The organism is Vreelandella xerophytica (genome assembly GCF_968048975.1).
The window spans coordinates 3,328,023-3,348,966 of sequence record NZ_OZ309106.1 but is presented as its reverse complement, the minus strand read 5'-3'; the positions used below and the strand labels follow the sequence as shown (position 1 = coordinate 3,348,966).

Here is a 20,944-nt window from a genome sequence, read left to right as displayed (position 1 = left end):
CTGGTAAAAGTCGTCACGTTAGATGTATTTTTCGAATGCGGTATTGCCTTTAAAGCAATAGCAACAGTCTGCCCGATCCCGAGGTTTTCATGAACGAACGTCTTTTGATCGACCCTGCGCTGCGCTATTTTCTGGAGATCGTTCGTCAGGGGTCGATCAACAAGGCGTCGCAAACGCTTCACGTGGCGCCTTCTGCCGTCAGCAGACAAATCACTCGGCTCGAGGCCGAGTTGGGAAGCCAGCTGTTCGAGCGCCATCCCACGGGCATGCGCTTGAGTCCATCCGGGGAGCTATTGGCCGCTCACGCCCGCAAGGCGCGTCTGGATGCAACGCGAGTGATCGAGGAGATTACCGGGCTGGAGGGCATTCAACGGGGCACGGTACGTATCGCCAGTATCGAAGGGCTCGCCAGCTATCTGCTGCCGCACGTGATCAGCCGTTACCGTGAAAGGCATCACGGCATTCATTTCGATATAACCGTTACCTCGTCGACGGACGTGACCCAACGGGTATGTGAAGGGCTGTCGGATATCGGTCTGACGATTTCGCCTTCGCCTGAGAAGAATATAAAAGTGGAAAAGCGCATCATGGCGCCGATTCACGCGGTCATGCACCGCTCGCACCCGCTGGCCGACAAGAAACAGGTATCCCTGGCGCAACTCAGCGACTACTCGTTGGCACTGCCCACCGAGAACACGACGATTCGCCAGTTATTCAACGTCAGTTGCAGCCGCCAGGGGCTTTTGATCGAGCCTGTCATAACGAGTAACTTCGTAACGACGTTAGTGCATTTCGCGGTGAGCCGGGGCGGTATTACGCTTATCGGTGATGTGTCGGTGCGCCACCTGGGGGAGTCGGCCGGGCTTGTATCGCTACCCATTAGAGACCGTGAAATGAGCGGGCGCACGCTGGAGGTGCAAACGCTGGCCGGGCGAGTATTACCCAAAGGCGTGGCAGATTTTCTGGGTGATTTATGCCAGGCCCTGGACACCGGAAAGCCATGACGCTGAACGCCATGGCTTGTGGTGTCGCTTAAGACATCAGTGGCTCGGCGTAGGCTTGGCCGCCCCCAGCACATACAAGAACTCGAGCCCCAGGGTCGCCGCCGCCAGTGACGTAATATCACCGTGGTCGTAGGCCGGATTGACCTCCACTACATCCATACCCACCAGCGCCATGCCGACCAGCCCACGAATCACCTTCAACAGCAGGTCAGTGCTCATGCCGCCGCAGACCGGCGTACCGGTACCCGGGGCGAAGGCCGGGTCGAGGCCGTCGATATCCAGGCTCACATAGGCCGGATGATGGCCTACCCGGGTGCGGATGCGTTCGAGCACCGCTTTGGGGCCGTGGTCGTTCACCCAATCGGCGTCCAGCACTTCATACGGGTGGTTGGCGCGATCATAACTGGTACGAATGCCGATCTGCAGCGAGTGCTCCGGCACTACCAATCCCTCTTTCAAAGCGTGGTGAAAGATGGTGCCGTGATCGAAGCGGGTACCCTGTTCATAGGTGTCGGTGTGGGCGTCGAAGTGAATCAGCGCGAGCGGGCCGTGCTCGCGCGCATGAGCGCGCAGAAGCGGCAAGGTAATGTAATGGTCGCCGCCGAGGGTGAGCATCTTCTTGCCCGCGCCCAGCCAGCGCCCGGCGTGGCTTTCCAGGTTATCTACCAGGCTTTCCGGCTCGCCGTAGGCATAGTCCACATTACCCGCGTCACACACCTTGAGCCGCTCTTCCAGGGCGAAGTCCCAGGGCCAGCGCTTGCCTTCCCAGATCAGGTTGGCCGTGGCCTGGCGAATGGCGTTGGGGCCCATACGGGTGCCCGCGCGGCCGGAACAGGCCAAGTCAAACGGCACGCCACTGATGACGACGTCCGCATCGGTGGCTTTGGGATCGGTGGCCTTGGCCACGTTCATGAACGTCGAGATCACATCACCAAACAGACTGGGCATGATGGGGGGCTGGGTCACCGGCAAGCGTCTCCTGAGGAAAGAAAGGTCGCGACGATAAAATGTTTTACGCAATGAACAAAATGAATGTTTAGAATTGGAGCATTCACAATATAAATAGTGGTGCGTGATGCGCTTGCTTCAGAAGTTCGATCTCAATCTGCTGCTGGTCTTTGTAACGCTGATGCATCAGCGCCACGTGACCCGGGCGGCGGAAAAGCTGCATGTCAGCCAGCCCACGATCAGTCATGCGCTTAAGCGCCTGCGTGAGGCGCTGGATGACCCGCTTTTCGTGCGCACCGAGCAGGGGATGCAGCCCACCCCCCGGGCGCTGGCGCTGTTACCTATCGTTCAGCAGGCGCTGGCACTTTTGCAGGAAGGGCTGACCCCGCCCGCTACGTTTGCGCCGGCTACCAGCACCCGGCGCTTTACGCTGGCCACCACGGACTACTTCGAGGAAGTGATGTATCCGGCTTTTTTGAGCCGGTTGCTGGCTCATGCGCCGGGCATCAGTTTTGCGATCGAACTGATTACGCCCGCGGTACTCAACGAAGCGCTGGAGAGCCGGCAGGTGGATATGGTGGTGGGGCTGGATAGCCAGATCGAACTGCCCGTCGGAGTGATGAAAACCCCGTGGCTGGATGAGCAGTGGGTGTGCCTGGCCGCTGCAGATAACCCACGGATAGGGCAACGGTTGAGTCTCGACGCATTTGCCAGGGCCCCTCATGTGGAGCTTGCCGATATCAGCGGGCTGGGGCCGAGCCATATCGATAGCTGCCTGGAGCGGCACGGCTTGACGCGGCGCGTAATCTCGCAAAATCTGAACTACATTGCCGCCGCGCGCGTGGTGGCGCTGACCGAAGCCATCATGACGCTGCCTCGGCGCATGGCCGAGCGCTTCATCACGCTGCTGCCGGTGCGCGTCGTAGAGGCCCCGTCCGAGCTCGGCGCGCTGACCATGACGCTGATCCAACACGAACTTTATACCCGAGAACCGTCCATTGCCTGGCTGTACGCCGAACTCAGCGCGTTTGCCACCACTGCTTACGAGCACCCTTGGCATGGAGATGGCCCTTATCTTGCTCGTATTGATGGCCGGGCATAAAACGGGGCTTGCGAAATACGCTTTGAAAAGAGGATGCGGTAGGCTCGTGGGATCAAGGTTTTACGTTGGCTTTCATATATTCTAGAGCCGCGATTTTTATAAAAAAGAACAGGAGGCATTATGGCGTTGGATATTGTCGTGATTGGCGCGGGTATGGGCGGGTTGAGTGCGGCGCTTGCGTTTCAGCGTCAAGGGCATCACGTGCGAGTGTTCGAGCGCGTCGATGTCATTCGTCCGGTCGGGGCGGCCATCTCGCTTTGGCCCAACGGCGTTAAAGTGATGCATCAGCTTGGACTTGGCACCACTATCGAGCAACTGAGCGGCGACATGACGCGCATGCGTTATCTCAGTCATGACGGGCATCTTTTAAGCGACTTTTCGCTGACGCCGCTTTACGACGCGGTGAACCAGCGCGCCTGTCCGATTTCGCGCGCCGCGCTCCAGCAAACTCTGTTCGAGGCGGTAGGGGCGTCAAATATCGCGCTGGGACGAAACTGCGTGGATTACGAAACCCGTGCCGAAGGCGTGACTGTCGTGCTGGAGGATGGCGAACGTATAAGCGCCGATCTACTGGTGGTGGCTGACGGCACGCACTCAAGACTGCGCAACAAGATCGTGGGTCAACGCGTGGAGCGCCAGTACGTGGGCTATGTGAACTGGAACGTACGGGTAGTCGCCCATCCCGATCTGGCCCCGCTGACTAGCTGGGATCAGTACGTGGGCGAGGGCAAACGCGTCTCACTCATGCCCATGGGCACCGGCGGAAACGAAGCGGGCGAGCAGGAGTTCTACTGCTTTTTTGATGTGCCGCTGGCGGCGGGTACCTCAAGCGAGTCCGCCCAGTATCGAAACGAGCTGAAAGCGCACTTCGCCGGCTGGGGTGCCCCTGTCCAGGCCTTGATCGATCAGTTCGACCCCGCCCGCATGGCTCGGGTGGAGATTCACGATATCGAGCCCTTGAGCACCCTGACGGATAACCGCGTGGCGCTTCTGGGCGACGCCGCCCACGCCATGGCACCGGATCTGGGTCAGGGCGGCTGCCAGGCGATGGAAGATGCCTGGGTGCTGGCCGAGGCGGTCAGGAGGGCGCTGGAAAGAGGGGATGAAACGCCCTCGGCTCTGAGCCGTGCGCTGGCCGAATATGATGACGCCCGCGTAGAGCGTGTCGGGGAAATCGTCTCGCGCGCGCGTAGGCGCGCGGCGATGATTCACGGCGATAACCCTGGCGAGACTCAAGCCTGGTACGAGGAGTTGCAGCACGAGGATGGCCAGGGGGTGCTGGAAGGAATCAGGAAAACGGTGGTGGGCGGCCCAGTGGTGTGACCGCCCGGTAAAACTTACATGAACTGCACGACCACATAGCCGATCGACAACAGCGTCAGCGTGGCAATCGCCAGCCAGCTCCAGGCGTTGATCAGCTTCGAGGGGCGCAGCGCCGGGGGCACGGTGGCGCCGTTGGCGGTGAAGTGGTTGAGCGCGGCGAGAATGGGGCTCAGCAGAAACGCCACCACCATGACGAAGTCCATGAACAGGCGGAAATTGCCCATCAGGGTGAAGAGAATCACCGCCGCCAGCAGCGACAGCCCGATCAGCGACACCAGAAACGCTGGACTGCCCTCGATCGTGCGCGACTCTTCCGTTGCGCCCGACGGCCGGGTGAAGGTATACCAGGAGGCGCTGATCATGCGCGGAAAACCATCGAGGACGGTCAACAGCGTGGTCAGCATGACGGTAAACGCGGAGATGCCCACGACCACGCCGCTCCACTCGCCAAGGGTGCTGGTGTACAGGCTGATGACCTGACTTGCAAAGCCGACTGCACCGTCCGCCGGGGTGATACCCTGGCTGTGCATGACGCCCGCGCCCATGATCACGAAGCACGCCGCCAGCACGCCCGCGCCGATATAGCCGATGTTGAAATCGATCTTTTCGGCGGCGGTGTCGCTGCGCCTACCCTGGGTCTTGTTGCGCGCCTCGGACCACAGCGAGTTCATGACGGCAAGCGTGATATCCGAAGGCATCAACCCAAGCACCGCCACCAGCGTGACAAAGGTGGCCACGCTCCAGAGCGGCGACACCGCCGTTTCCGGGTAGAAGGTCCAGTCCACCAGGGGCAGGGCGACGATCGCGGCCAGTATGGTCGTCAGGCTCAGGATCACCACGAAGACCTTGTTGACCCAGTCCAGCAGCTTGTAGCCGCCAGCAAAGGTCAGCACGCCACACAGTGCGATCAGGATGACCGCCACCGTGGGCGGGCTGAGCGTCAGCGGCACGATACTGCCGGCAAGGCCCGCGGTGGTAATCGCGATCGCGGCAATGATGATCGCCGTGACAGGGATCTGCACCAGAGCAAACAGAGCCACCACAAAGCGGCCGAAGGTCTGGCGATATCCCTCGACCAATGATTTGCCGGTCACGCTGACATAAAAAGGGCCGAAGAAAAACGAGGGATACTTCAGCAGAACCGCCAGCAGGATGAAGCCTAGAAGCCCGATGCCATACTCCGCGCCGGCGCGAGTGGACTGTACGACGTGGGAGGTGCCGATCGCCGCGCCCGCAAACAAAAAGCCGGGCCCCAAAGCAGCCAGGTATTTTTTCGCGGGATGAGAGCGAGACGTTGCGTCACCACTTAAGGAAGTGGAGTGTCGAGAGGGCATGGGATGCTCCTTGTGAGCCAAGTAATCGGGGGCGTGGCATTGTTGTTTTACCCCCACTGCGCGTGGGCGCTATGGTAGCTCAGCTAGCCTGCGCTTTCATGCCACATTCGACCATAAGCGCATATCTGCTAAATATGAGTAACGCTTGTTATAACCTGGACCTTTTAACCCATGAGTAGGCTTGCCCATGCTTAGCGCTCTTGTTTACGCTTTGATCTTTATCGGCGTCACCGTCACGCTTTATCAGCTGTACGCGGTGAATTACGCCATCAATTTCGATAACCACAAAAAGCTTTCAAATGAGGACTGGGCGCGCCTTGAAACGCTCAAGGCCGCCGCTGCCGACTACCAGGAGCGCAAAGACATTACTGCCTTTGGCGACACGGTAGAAAGAACTCTCGGCGAAACATTCGATAAAACCCTGGCGCTGGAGGCCTTCAGCCATGAGAGTAACGAAGCGGCCATGGCGCTTTTGCGTCGCCGTGCAAGGCTTCGTTTTGGCTCACGCCTGACCGTGCGCCATCCGCTGTTGGGCACGACACCATTGCCCAAGCGGGACTGGCGGGCGCTGTTCATCAGCCTGGTGATTCTCAATAGCCTCATTGCCCAGTTTCTGGGCGGCATGAGTATCTATACGCTGCTTTACCGCGTCGAGACGCCAGCGCTTGAGTGGCTCAACGAGCCGGTCATCCTGATGGTGCTGATTTTTCTACTCGTTCCGCTGAACTACCTGATCGAACAACTGGATTTTTATCTGAACGACCTTTATCGCATCAACCGCCTTGAACGCGGCACCCAGGCGTTGGAAGCCTATTCCTGACCGGGCGCTTTCAAAACCGGCGGTCGAGCGAGTAAAGTAGCCAGCTTACTAAATCGATACAGGCAGTGGTGATGGTTCAAAAACGTTTCCCCGAGCAGCGCTTGCTGGCGGCCCGCAAGCTGCATCCGAAATTTACGCCGGTGGTGTTCGCTTTTTACATGTCCTCCATCATGGCGTTTCTGATGACGCTGGTGATCACCGCCGTCAACAGCGGCCTGGGGGAGGCGTTCATGAGCCAGGTGTGGCAGGCCTACCGGGTGGCGATGCCGGTGGCCTTTGGGTGCATTCTGGTGGTGCGTCCGGTGGTGGCCCGGCTGGTCCAGCTAACCGTGCGCGCGTCCTGACCATTCGCAAGAGGCACTTGGCCCGCTTCTAGTTGTTTATCTGACGCCAGGAGCGGCGCCCCAGCTGTACCGCGTTGAAATCGACGTTGATCAAACTCCGGCCGTCGGATAAGGCGTCCGGATTGCCGATAAAAAGCGTTTCCAGCCCCGTTGCAGGATTTTTAATGCCCACCAGTCGCTCGCCGTTGCCGGCCTGCAGGCCCACGATCGCCTCGCCGTTCAGTGTGGCGGTGCTATCGACCTGCCCGTCGCCATTGAGATCGAAAATGGTGCTCCCTCCGCTGCCGCCGGTATCGGCCAGAAGCGACAGAAAATAGCCCACGCGCTTGCCGCCGCACGGGTCCGAGTCATCCGGTAACATGGTCGAAAAACGCACCCGCCGAGGCAGCCCGCTTGCCAACGACGGCGAGGCGATGACCCGCTCGCCTGCCGGCAGTTCCATTCGCCAGCCCTGTTGGCCGCTGGCAAGGGCAAGGTTGGTAGTGGCGCGCAGGTTCAGCCCGTTTTGTGCAGTGGTGGCGGTAATGCGCTGGGTCAGAAGCTGGTTCGTGCTGATCGGGGTCGAGCGCTCCACCTGGTCGCGAAGGCCGATCAGCTGCTGAACGCTGCGATCGCCCACGTCCTGGTTTCTGAAATAGCTGCCGGTACCGAAGAGCACCATCAGCCGGTTATCGGCGTTGCCGCTCAAGGTAACCGCGGGGGCCGAGGTGATGGGCTGACTGCGTGAGCCCGCGTAGAGCTTTGTAAGCCTGCCGTTCTGGGTGAGCGGGAAGCGCCACAGGTTGCCTGCAAGATCACCGGCGTAAGCGAAGCGTGCACCGTCGGTAAACGTCGGCCACGCTGTCACGGTGGGCGTGGCAAGCCCGTTGGGCGCCTCCACGCTGCCTTCGTTGGTTTTCAAGTGAGCGATGAGCCGGCCGGTGGCAAGATTGACCACAAACAGCGAAGCCTGATACCCAGTACTGTTATAGCCATTGCCGAAAATGGCCGCCCAGGTACCGTCGCTGAGCTGGGCGATCGTGGGTTCACTGACACCGCTACCCAGTTCCGGATGACGAAACTCCCAAAGCACGCTCTGCGCGCCCATCTGGGTGGGCTGGCTGACATCCAGAGCAAATACCGTGCGCCCGCCGGCGCCCATGGTGCCCACGGCGACGGCACGGGTATTGCCATTGACCGTTATTTCCCGAGCCGTCGGCGTGCCGTCCACGAAGTAGCGGTGGCTATAGCCTTCCCGGGTCAACTCGCGAAGCGCTGGCGTCTCGCCCTGGGTGAGTTCGGAAGGCAAGTAGGCAAACAGTTCGCGCCCGTTATCGGCGTTGAAGCCGTGGAGCATACCGTCGTTGGCAGCCACCAGGAGAAGCGGAACGCGAGAGCCGCTACCGGGCAGCACTACCGGGTTGGCGTTGATGATATCCCCCAGAAGCGATTGCCGCGCGCGCAGCGGCGGGCGGCTGAGACCCTGAAACCAGTCGATTTCGGCCTGGGTGAATCCGCTGGTGGTAGTGCTCAACAGCGCTCCGGTGCGTGGGGCGGTGGGTTGTGGCCGATACGAGGTCAAAAGCCTTCGGTTACCCGCCAGGCGGGCAAGCTCGGTTTCGCCGTTCCAGCGTGGCGTGCGACGCCCATCCGGCTCGATGGCGGCGGCGATCAGCCGACCCGACCAGCCATCGCTTCGAAAACCTGCGCTGTAGAGCAGGTTGTTGCCTTCAAAGTTGAAAGTGTCGCTGTTCACCGCTGACGAGGTGCTGGATTGTGAGGCCGCGATGATACTCCCCAGCACCTGCTGCATGACCTGGCTAAGCGACGCTTCGTCGTTGGCAAAGTAGGCGCGCTCGGTGCCGCCGGCGCGTGCCAGTTCGCCCAGCGGGTCCTGGGGGACGCCCGGCAGGTTGTTGATATCCGGCGGCAGGTTGAACCCCACTACGTAGGTCTTGACCGGTCTTGGAAGCGCACGGCCGGTATCGTCATAAAGGCGCTTGATGGCGTTTTGCGCATCCTGCAGGGCCTGGCTTACGTTATTGCCCAGTGAGCGGCCGGTGCGGTCCACCGAGGGCAGCCCGTCGGTAAGCCAGATATTGGCGTTGACCAGACACTGCTGGGCGGCGGAATTGTTCATGTTGGGAATGCGTATGCCGGAACGATACCCCTGACCGCTTCCGAAAGAGCTCCCGGCGGCGCCCTGATTTACGAAATAGTCCCGTGCGGTGTACATGGTGCCCTCGATGGGGGTAAGCCCGGTCGCGAGCAACGGCCAGGCGGGGTCGATCATCGGGTTGCCGCTGCCGTTCCAGTCGTGGCGCTGCGGCTGCAGTTTGGAGAGAATCGATGTCCAGTGAGCGTTGTCGACCGAGCCATCGGGAAGCGACCCGCCGATGGGCACATGAAGATAGCCAAGTCCTGGTGAGGAGGCGGTGCGCCACTCCAACTGGTTCAGTGCGAGGGAGGCAATGTGCGGACCCCAGTTGGGAATACCGCGTTGGCGAAGGCTGTCCACAAGAGGAATCGAAGCGGCTTCGACGACTGGCGTTCGGTTAAACCCCGTGTAACCTGCGATAATTGGATCGTCATACCGCGATACGTTGGTTTCGATCACCGGCCAATTCGAATTACGGCTCACCCCTTGGTAGCGTTCGATTCTCTGGTCCGACGTGGAGGTGGGGTATTGGGTCGTTCGCCAATACTCCGTTTTATCGTCTGAACTGCCAGGTAGATCTCTCGAGTTTCGGTCCACGATAAAATAGCCGGGTACGCCAACGTTAAAGAAGGTGTAAAAATTACTATTGGGTAAACGTGCCCGGTAGCGTTTGGTCGGTGCGTTCCATGCGCCTGTAAACGCAGGGTTGTACCAGCTAGGATTGGCATCCGTCGAATAACGCGCATCCAGTGCCCGCTCAGTCAAGCGCCAAACCACGGTGTTGCCGGTCGCAAAGCTGTTTCGATCCCTGGAGGCGGGGTTTTGCTGATACGCCATCAGGCCCAGGTTGATCTCGCCCCGGTAGCGGTCGATCAGCTCACGCCCCACGCGTTTCATGATGCTCGACTTGCTCAGCGGCGAGCGCGCCCCGGCCGGGCAGCGCGTGGCGTCAAACGTATTGAGCTGACAGGCGGCGAGATTTTCCCGATCGCCGGGATTGGTGCCAATCGCCACCCGGCCGTCGAGCCCTTCCTGGCCGCTTTCGGAGTTATCCAGAATCAGGAGTATGTTGGGGTCGACCTGGCTTACGACGTTCAGCGGCGCCCCGGATACACCGGTTCTGTCGAGCGGTATATCGTAGTTTTCATTGATGACGCCGCCCCCTCCGCCCACGGGTGGTTCGGGCGTGGGCGTGGGCGTGGGGGTTGGCCCGGGGGCGGGGGTAGGCTGGGGCGCTGGTTCGGTGGGTGTCGTGGGCGGCGGGCTGGTACCCAGAGCCCAGGCAGGGGTGACGGTTAAACTCGCCCCGAGAACGATCAACAAGGCGCAGGCAAGACGCGCGTAGCCCGGTTTGTTCATGTTCCTGCTCGCTGTTCACGCACAAAGAGTGCTTCCAGATTGACCTTGGTGTCTTTTGACTGACCCGTTCCCTCGGCTTCAATGCGGTAGAGTATTTCCAGCATTTCCACTCCTTCGCTGGTAGCGCGTGAGCCCAATGGCGCTATCGGCTCGATGCAATAGCTGGCCTCTCGTGATAGGCCCGACGAGGGGGCCGGTTCGCAGACTTGCCGGGATGGGGGGTGCGCGGCATCTTTTAGCCAGCGCTCTGCCTTGCTCAACGCGTCTTCTGCGGCTTGCAGCGCTACAGTGTAATCCTGCTGGTTGGCGGCCATGCGCCCCTGAATCATCGAGCCCTGCATTGATGAAAGGCTCACCAGCGTCACGATGGCGAGAAAGATCAGGCTGAGCACCAGTGCCATGCCGCGCTGGCCGGCCGGGTAGACGAACTCATCTCTCATGGCCGGTTCCTCAGGGTGATGGTGGTGGTAAACGCCTGATAAAGGCGCCCATCATTCGCGCTGAACGGGCTCGAACGGAAGTTGCCGGTGGCGATGGTGGTGGGCGCCTGGCGCAGGTCGGTGCGCTCGCTTTGTACAATCAGGCTGATACGCACGGCGCGGACCCTCTCCCATTGGTCGGCGCTCAACGCGTCCATGGGCAGGTACTCTTCCCCTACCAGAAAACGCGCACGCAGAGCGGCGATATGGCTTGCCAGTACCTCGTTACGCGGCGTTGGAGTGCTGGTGTCCAGGCGCATCAGTGAGGGGGCGCCCGTATTGGTGTTATCGCTGCCTAGATAGTAAATGGCGCTGTCCAGCGCCGTCAGCATGGCGGTTTGGCCCTGGACATAGCTTAAAGGGGCCGCCGCGGGGCTATTGCTCGGCCACCCCGTCGTGTTCTTTTGCAGCCGGTTGGGCTGGGTGGCCGCGTTGAAAAAAAGATCACATTTTTGTACGCCTTGAAGCAGCACCAGGTGCCCGCCAAGGTCGTGCGCGCCGGGCGACTGGGTTTGAAAACTGAACTGTTGGTCGGACACATTGGTAATCGTGATCGGTACCGGCGTACCCGCTGCGCGAAAGGCGATGCTTTGGGCATTGGGCAACGGGTTGTCTAGCGCGTTATAAAGCGCCAGGTTTCGGGGGGTGGCAAACCCCTGCAGCGCTGGTGCGGGGCTTGAGGTATTGCCCTGACCGCGAATGCTGACGTTGATCTGGTTCGCCACACAGCCGCCCTTGAAATCCGTCTGACGAAGCTCCCGGGAGAGCGTTTCCAGGGCGAAGCGCCCGGTATCCTGCATGTTGGCGAGCGCGGTGGTGATGCGATAGCTCTGCTGCGAGGCGATAAAGAGCTGGGTGGCGCCCAGAATGACCAGCACGCCAATGACCATCGCCACCAACAGCTCGACCAGGGTAAAGCCTGCCTGGGGATTGGATGCGCTGTGGGCGGGAGGGGAGGAGCGGCTACTCATCTCAAAGCTCCGAGACCAGTTGAACGCGGCGGCGCTCGTTGGATGCCGCAGGCTCTTTAAAGCTCACCGTGACACTGACGTCAGGCAGGTCGACGGTAATGGCCCCCTGGCCTTGAGGCAGCACGGCTTCCAGGTCGCTCACCCATTCGGCGGTGTCCCGGGCTACCAGGCCGGTGCCGCTGGAAGATTGCCCTGAACCGAGCTGGTAGGCGCTCGCCTGGCGCTTGTTGGCGCGAATACGGTCCAGCATGTCCTGGGCCATGTTGGTGGCCTGGGTGTCGAGATAAGCGCTTCGCTGCTGCGAAAGCGCCTGGGTCTGCAGAGCGACCACGCCCAGAAGACCGATCGACATGATGAGCATGGCGATCAGTGACTCCAGAAGCGAAAGACCCAGCTGCGCTTTTCTCATGAGGCCTCGACGTCGCATCAAGAAGAAGGGCAGGACTGGGGCGGGCTCAGCGCTCGCGAGAGCCCGCTGGATTCCAGGCGAATGCAGCGCCCCTGACTGCCCAGTTGTATGGAGATTTGCGCGGCGGCCAGGTTGAAGCGCCCCAGACTGTTGAAGCGAATGGTAGACGGGACATTGTCGACGCTGAGCCCATCGACCGATTGAGGCCAGCGGCGCAGTGTCTGACCGTCCAGAGTATTCGCTTCCCAGCCAGCGCCCCAAACCCCTGATAGCGGCGCCAACGTCACGCTTTGATTGCGCCGAACAGCTTCGCTTCGGGCGTAGTTCAGCGCGGTCTTGAACTCGTTGGTGGCGCTCACCACCCGGTTCGCCTCGATGATTCGGGCGAAATTGGGAAACGCCACCGTCGCGAGCAACGCCAGAAGGGCGAGCGTCACGAGAAGCTCCAAAAGCGTAAAGCCTTGCATAAAGCGGTATCGTGCCTGGGCCACGGGAGTATCTCTAGAGGTCGGCAACGCGGTGTTTTACTGACCCGTCGTTAAAGTGAGTGATGGTCGCTAATAAGTATTAAAAATGGGCGTCCGGATTGCTTATAAAGTACCAGAAATATAGCGCGAGTAGCGGCGAAATACCCGGCGTTAATACAGCTAATTGAACCGCTACCCGCATGGGGGTAAGCGTGCTGATCCATTGAAAAGCCCGCGCAAGGCGCGGGCTATAGAGGTAGAAGATCTGCAAGCGTCAATCTCGCTTTCAGCCCGACCTTAAAACTCTTCCCATTCCGGCTGCTCGGCCTTGGGCCGGGCAAGCGCCTTGTGAGCGACGGGCTTGGCTGCAGCGCCCATCGTGGTGGCCTGCAAGGCAGTGGGACGAGGGGTGGCGGGGGCGGGAGTAAAGTCGTGACTGAGCACGAACTCGCCCATCAACTGGTCCAGTCGCTCGGCGTTTTCGCGCATGCCGGCGGCAAGCGAGGCATTCTGGCTGACCATGGAAGCGTTTTGCTGGGTCATGGTCTCCATCTCGGCTACCGCCGTATTGACCTGCTCGATGCCGGCGGTCTGCTCTCGGGCGCCGGCGGTGATTTCACCGATGACATCGGAGACCTGGGTAATGCTGCGGTGGATCTCCTGCATCTGCTGGGCAGCGCTTTTAACGATCGCGTTGCCTTCCTGGGCGTGATTCACCGATACGTCGATCAGGGCGCGAATGTCTTGCGCGGCGGTTGCCGAGCGGCTTGCCAGAGTGCGCACTTCATTGGCCACCACGGCAAAGCCGCGGCCCTGTTCGCCGGCGCGGGCGGCTTCCACCGAAGCGTTGAGTGCCAGAATATTGGTTTGAAAGGCAATCGAGTCGATCAGTCCGATAATGTCGCTGATCTTGGTGGATGACTCGCTGATCGAGGCCATCTTGCTTTCCATCTGGGCCATGGACTCCGTGCCCTTCCGGGAGGCGCCGGCCGCCTCGATCGCAAGTCCGTTCGCCTGCTCGGAAGCCTGGGAGGTGTGCGCCACCGTCGAGTGGATCTGCTCCATGGACGCGGAGGTTTCCTGCAGGTTCGCGGCGGCCTGCTCGGTGCGGGTGGAGAGCTCCTGAGTGCCGCTTGCCATATCCACGGCGCCGCTGAGCACCGTCTGCGCGTTGTGCCGCACTTCTGAGAGGGTGCCCTGCATCCGTTCGACAAAGGCATTGAAACCCTTCGCCAGATCGCCTACTTCATCCTGGGTCGTCACCTCGAGGCGTTTGGTCAGATCACCCTTGCCTTGAGCGATATCGGCCATGGCGCGGGCCGTATCCTTGATGGGAGACAGCGCGCGACGCGCCGCGAAGGCCACGACCACCAGCAGCAGCCCAAACAGGATCACCCCCGCCAGCAACAGCGACAGTAAAAGGTTATGTGTCACGCTGGTAAATACGGACATCGGAACGGTAGTGCCCACGACCCAATCGGTATCGTCGACCGGGTTCCACATCAAGGTTTTCGGCTCCCCGCTTGGCATGATGATGTTCCCGGAGCCGGGCTGGCCGCTCAGCATCTGAGAGCTTAGCGCGGTTAAACCTTCATAACCGTGCGCCTGATCCCCCTCAGTGTAGTTGACCGCCAAGCGGTAAGAGGCGTCCGGATGGGCGATGACGCGGCCCTGGCTATCGATGATCCAGCCGTAGCTGCCTTCACCCACGTTGATATCCGAGGCGATATCGGATAGTGACTCAAGCGAGATCGCAAAGCCCAGAAGGCCCATCCGATCCCCTTGCTCATTGAAGATCGTCTCGACCATCAGCGCAGCGGGCTCATTGGTGGCCTTCGAGACAAAAGGATCCAGAAGCAGGCGATCCGCCGTGCCATCGACGACCAGTGCCTGAAAGTAGGCGCGCTCGGCGATATTGAGCGGCAAGCCTTCCTGGTTGATCGTGTTGCCGACGGTGTCCGAGATAAACAGCGACTCAATGGTGCCATCTGTCTGGTAGCGCTTGGCCAGCCAGTCCAGGTGGGTGGCAAGGGGCGCGTCCTGAGCCAGCCGCTCATCCAGCGCCAGCGCGGCCAGCTGGTTCTGATAGCCGACAAGCCAGCGGCTGACTTCATCGGCCCGCGCATCCACCTGAAGCGCGGCGGTGTTGTTGATCAGCGCCGGAATGGCTTTGTTGAGCTGGAAGTTGACCACTACGCCGAGAACGACCGCTACCACCAATAGCGGGGTCGCCACAGCGAACAGCAACTTCTGTGTTAATGAAAGATGAGAAAACTTGCTCATTGATAGCCTCAGTAGATTGCGACACGGTCTGGCCGACCAAAGCTCATGCCATGTGTGCAGAGCTGTTCACGACGGATAACGCACGCTGTATTAACGGCACATTCGCCGTAAACTTAAGCAGCATGTCCTTATTTCCTGAAAAATGGTGATATTCATGACACGGTTAGCGATAAGAGCGTCAACAGCCAAGGAGAGGGGGGCAAGGCCAGCAGCATGTAGGCTTGTACGAGAACCCCTGTCTTCATGGCAAAACAACAAGAGGTGAATCATGGCGCGGGATAAATGGATATGGGCCGTCTGGGCGGTGGTGGTGCTTTGCTGTCTGGTGCCTTATACGCTGCTGACCCATGTGGCAGCCTGGTACGGCAGCTTTCTTTTCTGGAGCGGAGCAGGGCTTTTGGTGATTGCGCTGAACATCTTCATCACCCAGGGGTTCAAGGGGCACGACAGTGACTGAATCGATGATCTGGTACTCCATTGCCTCGTACCTGGTGGTCTCGGTGACGATTGCGCTTCTCTCCCGCCAGGGCCGGGTGGAGAGCATGTCGGGTTACTTTCTGGGCAATCGGCAGATGAACGGCTTCGTGTCCGCGCTGAGCTACAGCGCGACCACTTACAGCGCCTTCATGATGGTGGGACTGGCCGGGCTGACCTACGCCGGCGGTGTCGGCGCACTGGGGTTCGAGATCATCTACTTCGCCGGGGTATCGCTGGTGGCGATTTTCGGGCCACGCTTCTGGGCGGTGGGCCGCGCGTTCGGTTTCGTCACCCCCAGCGAGATGCTGGGCTATCGCTACCACAGCAAGTGGGTGGCCATGGCGGTGTCGGTGGCCAGCTGCATTTTCCTGATCCCGTACTCCGCGGTTCAACTGGCCGGTGTGGGATATCTGCTGGAAGGCATGACCGGGGGGGCGATCGGCTTCACGACCGGGGTGATGCTGGCCACCGTGATCGCGATCTTCTTTTCCTACATTGCGGGCATTCGCTCGGTCATGTGGACCGATTCGCTGCAGGCGCTGGTGATGATAGTCGCCTCGACCCTGGTGGCACTTCTGGTCATTCAGGGGTTGGGGGGCTTCAGTGGGCTGTTCTCCACCCTGGCGCGCGAGCATCCCGAGGCGTTGACCGTGCCCGGCTCGGGGCTTTTCAGCCTGGTCACCTTTCTGGGATTGAGCATTCCCTGGTTCTTTTTCAGCCTCTCCAACCCGCAGGTGAGTCAGCGCCTTTTCATGCCCGCCTCGCTAACCGCCATGCGCCAGATGCTGATCGGTTTCATGGTGTTTGGCCTGATCTACACGCTGGTGTCCGTGCTGTGGGGATTTTCCGCCCTGGCGGCCTTTCCCGCGCTCGAACGGGCTGATCTTGCTACACCGACCCTGCTCGGCTCCGATTTCATTCCGCCGCTTCTGGGGGTGATCGTGATGATCGGGATTCTGGCGGCAGCGGTCTCCACGATCGATTCCATCATGCTGACGCTGGCCTCCATGCTTTCCCGGGATGTTTACGCGCATGCCAGGCCCGGCGCGAGCGAAAAGCGTCAATTGCTGATCGGCAAGCTGGTGGTCCCGGTAATTGCCCTGCTGGCGCTAGGCTTCGCCGAACTCCAGCTCGATCTGATTGCGGTGCTTTCTGTGGCAGCTTCGTCGGGGCTGGTGGCCATGGTGCCGGCCATCGTGGGGGCTTTCTACTGGAAGCGCGGTACGGCGTTTGGGGCGCTGGTCAGCATCCTGGGCACCAGTGTTTTCGTGCTCGCCATGTACGCGACCGGCAATGCGCTGCTGGGCTTGCCAGCGGGCATCTGGGGGATTGTGGTCGCCACGTTGCTGTTCGTCGCAGGGAGTCTGGTGAGCCCCCCTCATACGGCGTCCAGGGAGGCGTTTTTAGAGGCGGTGAACGACGTGCTCGTTAAAAAACGCGCGTGACCGTGTCTTATTGTAGAGCCGCATCAGCACGGTGGCGCTGACCCCGAAGAGGCACGACGGTTAAAGAAAAAACCGCGATAGATTCGCGGTTTTTTGTACCGATTGGCTCAGCCCCACACAGCCAGTTGCCTGCGATGCATCAGCTGCGCCTGGGTAACGCTGACGGCCTTCAAGCGAACCTCGGCGCCGGGCAGGCACTGGGCAAGGTGCGCGCAGGCGCTCGGGGTAAGCGCCCCCATGCGTGGGTAGCCGCCGATGGTCTGACGATCGTTCATCAGCACGATGGGCTGGCCGTCCGGCGGCATCTGGACCGCGCCGAGTGGGATGCCCTCGGAAATGGCGCCGGGCAGGGTATGGGCCAGCGCGTCGCCGGTGAGGCGAATACCCATGCGATCAGCGCGCTGATCCACCGTCCAGGGCTGATTGACGAGCCGATACAGGCTACGCCCGGCAAAGGCCGAGGCCTGGGCGCCCAGCACCAGGGCCAGCTCACAGCCTGGTAGCGGCATGACCGGCGCACAGCCTTGGGGCAGCGTGCGCGATGAGACCGAGCGGGCTTGCCAGGTGAGGCGGTCGCCCACTTGAAGCGGTTTGCCGTCGTCATGAAGCCCGCCCATCTGTTCGCGTGCGGTGCAGGCGCGGCTGCCCAGCACCTCGGGCGCCTCCAGCCCGCCGGGAAAGGTGAGGTAGGCACGAAGCCCGACCTTGGGCTGGCGAAAGACCAGGCGCTGCCCGGTGCGCAGCGTGAAGCAGGCGTTGGGGGCCAGCGGCGCATCGTCGATGTGAGCGTCCAGGTCGGCGCCGGCTAACGCCAGCGTGACGTCCGCTTCGGCTTCCAGTGTGAGGTTGCCACCCATGACCACCTCGAGCGCTGCCTGAGTGGGGGCGTTGCCCAGCAGCCAGTTGGCCCAGCGAAACGAGATCCAGTCTGCCGCACCGCCTTGCGTCACCCCCAGGTGGTTGACGCCAAAGCGGCCCGCATCCTGAATCAGCGCCAGTGGGCCGGCCTGGCGTACGATCAAAGCTTGCTGGCTCATGCGCGCTCCTCCAGCGGGGTGGTGTCGCCACCGGCTGCCTCGAACTCTGTTCGCGAGATCGCCTTGAAGCGCACTTTATCGCCGGGCTGAAAAAGCGGCTCGCCTTTCTTGGCGTACTCGAACAGGGGCACCGCCGTGCGGCCCAGAATGTTCCAGCCGCCCGGAGAAATCAGCGGATAGATGGCGGTCTGGCGCTCGGCAATACCCACGCTGCCTGGCAAGACGCGCTTGCGCGGCGTTTGCAGCCGGGGCGTGGCCAAGTCTTCGTCCACCAGCCCCATGAAGCCGTAGCCCGGGGCGAATCCCAGGGCGAAGACGCAGTAGTCGTGGCCCGTGTGGCGCTCGATGAGCTGCTCCACGCTGATGCCGACGCGCTCGGCCACACGGGGTAGCTCCGGGCCGACGCTTTCGTGATACCAGACGGGAATCTCGTGAAGCTGGCCGTTTTGCGTATCGGCAGGCCTCAGATCGCCCAGGGCGCGCTTGATCAAGGCGCTCGCCTCGGCAAAGGTGAGCTTGCGGCAGTCGTAGTGCACCAAAAGTGTCGTATAGGACGGGATCAGATCGATCAGGGCTTCACCGAAGGCGCGGCGCAGGGCAGTGTCCGCGGCGATGATCCAGGCCATGTTGGCCTCGTCGATCACGTCGAACAGCCGAGCGGTGATCGCCTCCATCGCCGCGGTTTCAAGACGCGGCTTCACGCCGACTCCATAGCATCGAAAGCTTCGCGAATGGCACGCACCGCGGCCACGGACTCCGGGTTGTCGCCGTGGACGCAAAGCGTATCGCAAGGCAGTTGAAGCGGTGTGCCATCGAGGGCGGTGAGCGTCTCACCTCGGGCCAGCGCCTTGGCCTGAGCGACGATGGTCGCCTGCTCTTGATGCACGGCCCCGGGTAGACGGCGCGAGGCCAGATGGCCGTTGGCTTCATAAGCGCGATCGGCGAAGGTTTCGAACCAGAGTGTCACTCCCATTCTGGCAGCCAGTTCGCGGTGCGGTTCGCTGTCGGCGGTGGCCATGACCATCAGCGGTAGCCTGGCATCGAAGGCGGTAACGGCGCGCATCGCGCCTTCCAGAAGCTCCAGGTTGGCGGCCATGTCGTTGTACATCGCCCCATGAGGCTTGATGTAGGCAAGCTCGGCGCCTTCGGCGCGACAAATGCCGGCCAGCGCGCCGGCTTGATAAAGGATCATGTCCTCGACCTCTTGCGCCGAGCAGGCCATGGAGCGCCGCCCGAAGCCCACCAGATCCGGGTAGCCGGGGTGGGCGCCGATGCGCACACCGTGCTCGACGGCCAGTGCCACGGTGCGGCGCATGACGTGGGGGTCGGAGGCGTGATAGCCGCAGGCGATGTTGGCGCAGTCGACATAAGGCATCACGTCGGCATCCAGCCCCAGGCGCCAGTTGCCAAAGCTTTCGCCCATGTCACAGTTGAGCAGCGGGAGGGCCATAGCGTCTCCAAGGGTATGTTAAGCGTGTTGATCCTACGTAATGAAAACGCCACCCATATAGAGGGAAGCCTCTTCACGTTACCAATCGTTTTTAACGTTATAGATTGCTGGTGATTTATATCGTGCTGTTATTTAAGTTAAGAATAGCTGACAAGAGGTCATTTCTCGATGGTTGAGTAATCAACACCCCAAGGAAAAGCGACCCGCACTGGCGGCGCAAGCAGTTCATGCAGTGACTCCGGCCAATGTTTTGAAGCAAACCCTGCTGACTGCCACGTACTGATATTCAAGTCTCTCTGGCGTATTCTGGCCTCGAATTTGCAGTGAAATAACGTGTGCCCCGGGCTCGCTTCGTGGCTGAAGTCGACGGCCGGCCGGCTTTATCGTTCTGCGTTTCCCAAGTCTATGCCGGCGATGTACTACGATGTTATCTAGGGAAAGGGCTGTCATTCACGCGTTACTGGTCAATGGATCAAGGCCCTTGCCTCTTCACCTCACACGCTACTACAAGATATCTAAAGAGAGGAAACTGCGTATGCGATTCGCGACACCGCTAGTGCTGGTCACCGCCTGTACGATGACTTTTACAGCCCAAGCCGCTGAATGGACCATGGCAACGCCCTACGGCGATGCAAGTTTTCATACTCAAAATACCAAGCAGTTTGCCGAAGACGTGGCCAAGGCTACCGATGGAGAGCTTACGATTACGGTGCACAGCGGCGGCTCGCTGGTCTCTCATGGTGAAATCAAGCCGTCGGTGCGCCGGGGCACGATCGATGCCGGCGAGGTATTTCTATCGGTGCTCTCCAACGACGATCCGATCTTTGAAGTGGATACGCTGCCCGGCGTCGCCGGTAGCTACGACGAAGCTTTCTCGCTTTGGCAGGCGACCAAGCCGATGATTACCGAGCTTTTCGCCAATGAAGGAATGATTCCGCTTTACGCGGTGGCCTGGCCAGCCCAGGGGGTCTATACCGCTGAGCCGTTGAACGACCCGGCGCAGTTCGAAGGGCTTCGCGTGCGCGCGCCGAACATCAATACTCAGCGCTTTGTCAGCAATCTGGGCGGTAGCCCCACCGAAACCGAAGAGTCGGATATCCCCACCGCATTCAGTACCGGCCGCGTGGACGCCATGATCACGTCAAGCTCCACCGGTAACTCGATGACTGCCTGGGACTACGTCTCTGACTACACCGATGCCAATCTATGGTTTCCGAAAAACATCGTGTTTATCAGCCAGCGAAGTTTCGATCGTTTGGACGAGACCACGCAGCAAACCTTGATGGAAGCAGCCGCTCGGGCTGAAGAGCGGGGCTGGGAGATGAGCCGCGAGGATAATCAGGCGAGCCTGGAGGCACTCGAAGAGAACGGCATGACGGTGTCGCAGCCCAATGAGGACATCTCGGCGGCACTGCAAAGTGCTGGCGATCAGCTGTTTCAGGACTGGTTGTCGCGCGCTGACGATGAAGCCGAACGGGCGCTGGAGGAGTATCGGGAACAGGTCGGCAACTAAACCTCATCCTGTGGGAGGCGGCAAGACGCCGTCTTCCCACCT

Annotated in this window: 19 protein-coding genes; 8 read left to right on the top strand and 11 right to left on the bottom strand. The window is 60.8% G+C overall.

The window, feature by feature from the left end; all coding sequences use genetic code 11:
• Window positions 1–89 precede the first annotated feature (89 nt).
• Entirely contained in the window at window positions 90–1,004 is a 915-nt protein-coding gene (locus ACWF8S_RS15695; protein WP_447554349.1) for a LysR family transcriptional regulator, read from the top strand.
• A 36-nt stretch (window positions 1,005–1,040) separates the two neighbouring features.
• Here the strand turns inward: ACWF8S_RS15695 and speB are convergent, their stop codons facing one another.
• A complete protein-coding gene (gene speB / locus ACWF8S_RS15690) occupies window positions 1,041–1,952 on the bottom strand; it encodes an agmatinase (protein ID WP_447556615.1) in 912 nt (303 codons plus the stop codon).
• A gap of 127 nt (window positions 1,953–2,079) precedes the next feature.
• On the opposite strand from speB, the gene ACWF8S_RS15685 reads away from it, so the two are divergent.
• Window positions 2,080–3,054, top strand: a complete 975-nt coding sequence (locus ACWF8S_RS15685) for a LysR family transcriptional regulator (RefSeq protein WP_447554347.1) — start codon at window positions 2,080–2,082, stop codon at window positions 3,052–3,054.
• A gap of 120 nt (window positions 3,055–3,174) precedes the next feature.
• The gene (gene hpxO, locus ACWF8S_RS15680; protein WP_447554346.1) at window positions 3,175–4,377 is read left to right on the top strand and encodes an FAD-dependent urate hydroxylase HpxO; all 1,203 of its coding nucleotides are present in this window, start codon (window positions 3,175–3,177) and stop codon (window positions 4,375–4,377) included.
• Window positions 4,378–4,391: 14 nt separating this feature from the next.
• Here the strand turns inward: hpxO and ACWF8S_RS15675 are convergent, their stop codons facing one another.
• Window positions 4,392–5,711 carry an NRAMP family divalent metal transporter gene (locus ACWF8S_RS15675; protein WP_447554344.1) on the bottom strand — a complete coding sequence of 440 codons (1,320 nt, stop codon included), beginning with the start codon at window positions 5,709–5,711 and terminating at the stop codon, window positions 4,392–4,394.
• 187 nt (window positions 5,712–5,898) lie between these two features.
• Between ACWF8S_RS15675 and ACWF8S_RS15670 the strand changes: the two genes are divergently transcribed.
• On the top strand, window positions 5,899–6,531 hold the full coding sequence (locus tag ACWF8S_RS15670; protein WP_447554342.1) for a hypothetical protein: 633 nt from the start codon (window positions 5,899–5,901) through the stop codon (window positions 6,529–6,531).
• 71 nt (window positions 6,532–6,602) lie between these two features.
• Complete coding sequence (locus tag ACWF8S_RS15665) at window positions 6,603–6,875, top strand: DUF2798 domain-containing protein (RefSeq protein WP_447554341.1); 273 nt, start codon at window positions 6,603–6,605, stop codon at window positions 6,873–6,875.
• A gap of 28 nt (window positions 6,876–6,903) precedes the next feature.
• Here the strand turns inward: ACWF8S_RS15665 and ACWF8S_RS15660 are convergent, their stop codons facing one another.
• The 6 genes from ACWF8S_RS15660 to ACWF8S_RS15635 form a co-directional block, all read right to left on the bottom strand.
• Complete coding sequence (locus tag ACWF8S_RS15660; protein WP_447554340.1) at window positions 6,904–10,371, bottom strand: pilus assembly protein; 3,468 nt, start codon at window positions 10,369–10,371, stop codon at window positions 6,904–6,906.
• Window positions 10,368–10,811 carry a pilus assembly PilX family protein gene (locus ACWF8S_RS15655; RefSeq protein ID WP_447554339.1) on the bottom strand — a complete coding sequence of 148 codons (444 nt, stop codon included), beginning with the start codon at window positions 10,809–10,811 and terminating at the stop codon, window positions 10,368–10,370. Before ACWF8S_RS15655 ends, ACWF8S_RS15660 begins: the two co-directional genes overlap by 4 nt.
• Entirely contained in the window at window positions 10,808–11,821 is a 1,014-nt protein-coding gene (locus ACWF8S_RS15650) for a PilW family protein (protein WP_447554338.1), read from the bottom strand. The genes ACWF8S_RS15655 and ACWF8S_RS15650 overlap by 4 nt, the downstream gene beginning before the upstream one ends.
• 1 nt (window position 11,822) lies before the next feature.
• The gene (pilV, locus tag ACWF8S_RS15645) at window positions 11,823–12,230 is read right to left on the bottom strand and encodes a type IV pilus modification protein PilV (RefSeq protein WP_447554337.1); all 408 of its coding nucleotides are present in this window, start codon (window positions 12,228–12,230) and stop codon (window positions 11,823–11,825) included.
• A 17-nt stretch (window positions 12,231–12,247) separates the two neighbouring features.
• Window positions 12,248–12,697, bottom strand: coding sequence for a GspH/FimT family pseudopilin (locus ACWF8S_RS15640; protein ID WP_447554336.1), 450 nt, complete (start codon window positions 12,695–12,697; stop codon window positions 12,248–12,250).
• A 297-nt stretch (window positions 12,698–12,994) separates the two neighbouring features.
• A complete protein-coding gene (locus ACWF8S_RS15635; protein ID WP_447554335.1) occupies window positions 12,995–14,980 on the bottom strand; it encodes a methyl-accepting chemotaxis protein in 1,986 nt (661 codons plus the stop codon).
• 268 nt (window positions 14,981–15,248) lie between these two features.
• On the opposite strand from ACWF8S_RS15635, the gene ACWF8S_RS15630 reads away from it, so the two are divergent.
• Window positions 15,249–15,437, top strand: a complete 189-nt coding sequence (locus ACWF8S_RS15630) for a hypothetical protein (protein WP_447554334.1) — start codon at window positions 15,249–15,251, stop codon at window positions 15,435–15,437.
• On the top strand, window positions 15,430–16,902 hold the full coding sequence (locus ACWF8S_RS15625; RefSeq protein WP_447554332.1) for a sodium:solute symporter family protein: 1,473 nt from the start codon (window positions 15,430–15,432) through the stop codon (window positions 16,900–16,902). The genes ACWF8S_RS15630 and ACWF8S_RS15625 overlap by 8 nt, the downstream gene beginning before the upstream one ends.
• Window positions 16,903–17,009: 107 nt before the next feature.
• Here the strand turns inward: ACWF8S_RS15625 and ACWF8S_RS15620 are convergent, their stop codons facing one another.
• The 3 genes from ACWF8S_RS15620 to ACWF8S_RS15610 are packed head-to-tail and all read right to left on the bottom strand — an operon-like array spanning window position 17,010 to window position 19,389.
• The gene (locus ACWF8S_RS15620; protein WP_447554331.1) at window positions 17,010–17,939 is read right to left on the bottom strand and encodes a 5-oxoprolinase subunit C family protein; all 930 of its coding nucleotides are present in this window, start codon (window positions 17,937–17,939) and stop codon (window positions 17,010–17,012) included.
• Window positions 17,936–18,640: a 5-oxoprolinase subunit B family protein gene (locus ACWF8S_RS15615; protein WP_447554330.1), complete on the bottom strand. Its 705-nt coding sequence runs from the start codon at window positions 18,638–18,640 to the stop codon at window positions 17,936–17,938. The genes ACWF8S_RS15620 and ACWF8S_RS15615 overlap by 4 nt, the downstream gene beginning before the upstream one ends.
• The gene (locus ACWF8S_RS15610) at window positions 18,637–19,389 is read right to left on the bottom strand and encodes a 5-oxoprolinase subunit PxpA (RefSeq protein WP_447554329.1); all 753 of its coding nucleotides are present in this window, start codon (window positions 19,387–19,389) and stop codon (window positions 18,637–18,639) included. The genes ACWF8S_RS15615 and ACWF8S_RS15610 overlap by 4 nt, the downstream gene beginning before the upstream one ends.
• Before the next feature lie 535 nt (window positions 19,390–19,924).
• On the opposite strand from ACWF8S_RS15610, the gene ACWF8S_RS15605 reads away from it, so the two are divergent.
• A complete protein-coding gene (locus ACWF8S_RS15605; protein WP_447554328.1) occupies window positions 19,925–20,902 on the top strand; it encodes a TRAP transporter substrate-binding protein in 978 nt (325 codons plus the stop codon).
• The last annotated feature ends 42 nt before the right edge of the window (window positions 20,903–20,944 follow it).

Excerpts from the sequence above, each read along its gene's own strand:
- ACWF8S_RS15695 (WP_447554349.1), top strand. The coding sequence starts at position 90 with ATGAACGAACGTCTTTTGATCGACCCTGCGCTGCGCTATTTTCTGGAG.
- speB (WP_447556615.1), bottom strand. The coding sequence starts at position 1,952 with ATGCCCAGTCTGTTTGGTGATGTGATCTCGACGTTCATGAACGTGGCC.
- ACWF8S_RS15685 (WP_447554347.1), top strand. The coding sequence starts at position 2,080 with ATGCGCTTGCTTCAGAAGTTCGATCTCAATCTGCTGCTGGTCTTTGTA.
- hpxO (WP_447554346.1), top strand. The coding sequence starts at position 3,175 with ATGGCGTTGGATATTGTCGTGATTGGCGCGGGTATGGGCGGGTTGAGT.
- ACWF8S_RS15675 (WP_447554344.1), bottom strand. The coding sequence starts at position 5,711 with ATGCCCTCTCGACACTCCACTTCCTTAAGTGGTGACGCAACGTCTCGC.
- ACWF8S_RS15670 (WP_447554342.1), top strand. The coding sequence starts at position 5,899 with ATGCTTAGCGCTCTTGTTTACGCTTTGATCTTTATCGGCGTCACCGTC.
- ACWF8S_RS15665 (WP_447554341.1), top strand. The coding sequence starts at position 6,603 with ATGGTTCAAAAACGTTTCCCCGAGCAGCGCTTGCTGGCGGCCCGCAAG.
- ACWF8S_RS15660 (WP_447554340.1), bottom strand. The coding sequence starts at position 10,371 with ATGAACAAACCGGGCTACGCGCGTCTTGCCTGCGCCTTGTTGATCGTT.
- ACWF8S_RS15655 (WP_447554339.1), bottom strand. The coding sequence starts at position 10,811 with ATGAGAGATGAGTTCGTCTACCCGGCCGGCCAGCGCGGCATGGCACTG.
- ACWF8S_RS15650 (WP_447554338.1), bottom strand. The coding sequence starts at position 11,821 with ATGAGTAGCCGCTCCTCCCCTCCCGCCCACAGCGCATCCAATCCCCAG.
- pilV (WP_447554337.1), bottom strand. The coding sequence starts at position 12,230 with ATGAGAAAAGCGCAGCTGGGTCTTTCGCTTCTGGAGTCACTGATCGCC.
- ACWF8S_RS15640 (WP_447554336.1), bottom strand. The coding sequence starts at position 12,697 with ATGCAAGGCTTTACGCTTTTGGAGCTTCTCGTGACGCTCGCCCTTCTG.
- ACWF8S_RS15635 (WP_447554335.1), bottom strand. The coding sequence starts at position 14,980 with ATGAGCAAGTTTTCTCATCTTTCATTAACACAGAAGTTGCTGTTCGCT.
- ACWF8S_RS15630 (WP_447554334.1), top strand. The coding sequence starts at position 15,249 with ATGGCGCGGGATAAATGGATATGGGCCGTCTGGGCGGTGGTGGTGCTT.
- ACWF8S_RS15620 (WP_447554331.1), bottom strand. The coding sequence starts at position 17,939 with ATGAGCCAGCAAGCTTTGATCGTACGCCAGGCCGGCCCACTGGCGCTG.
- ACWF8S_RS15610 (WP_447554329.1), bottom strand. The coding sequence starts at position 19,389 with ATGGCCCTCCCGCTGCTCAACTGTGACATGGGCGAAAGCTTTGGCAAC.
- ACWF8S_RS15605 (WP_447554328.1), top strand. The coding sequence starts at position 19,925 with ATGCGATTCGCGACACCGCTAGTGCTGGTCACCGCCTGTACGATGACT.